Genomic DNA, 469 nt, shown 5'->3' on the forward strand with positions numbered 1-469 from the left:
GCATCTGACAGTGTCAGAGCGTGCAGGTGGGTACCCAGGGAAACGCCGCTTCTACGCCCTGTCTCTCCCTGTTGTTGACGATCTGGACGCTGAGGAGGTGCTCTGATGGCTAAACCTACCCCCGCTGAAAGTGCCATGAACGTAACGCGTTTTATCCGTGCGCAGACTCTCGTCATGCTTGAAAAAGTGGAGGCGCTCGACTTCGACGACCTTACCGCTCTTGCTGAAAAGCTCCACGATGATGCCGAAAAACTGGAGCGCCTTGTCGCCGCTCGGGTGAAAAACGGCTGATCGGTAGCACTGGAACCAGTCCACTGGTTCCAAACGAAAAACCTCTACAGCCCGCGCCCTGCGGGCTTTTTCATGCAATTCACCCGTAAAATCGAAAAACTACTGGTTCCGCACTGGTTCCAGCTACAGGCCTCGCCGTTGCTGGGCTCCAGCGATTTGGAACCAGTGGAACCAGTGG

Annotated in this window: 1 protein-coding gene; it reads left to right on the forward strand. The window is 55.9% G+C overall.

What is annotated here, in order from left to right; translation table 11 throughout:
- Positions 1-105 precede the first annotated feature (105 nt).
- Positions 106-291 (forward strand): Rop family plasmid primer RNA-binding protein, encoded by a 186-nt coding sequence (locus ACEWB7_RS17575; protein ID WP_123923990.1) that lies wholly within the window; start codon positions 106-108, stop codon positions 289-291.
- Positions 292-469 lie beyond the last annotated feature (178 nt).

Origin of the sequence: Acinetobacter sp. NIOH-H-8 (assembly GCF_046635365.1) — a bacterium.
In the GTDB taxonomy this organism is placed as follows: domain Bacteria; phylum Pseudomonadota; class Gammaproteobacteria; order Pseudomonadales; family Moraxellaceae; genus Acinetobacter.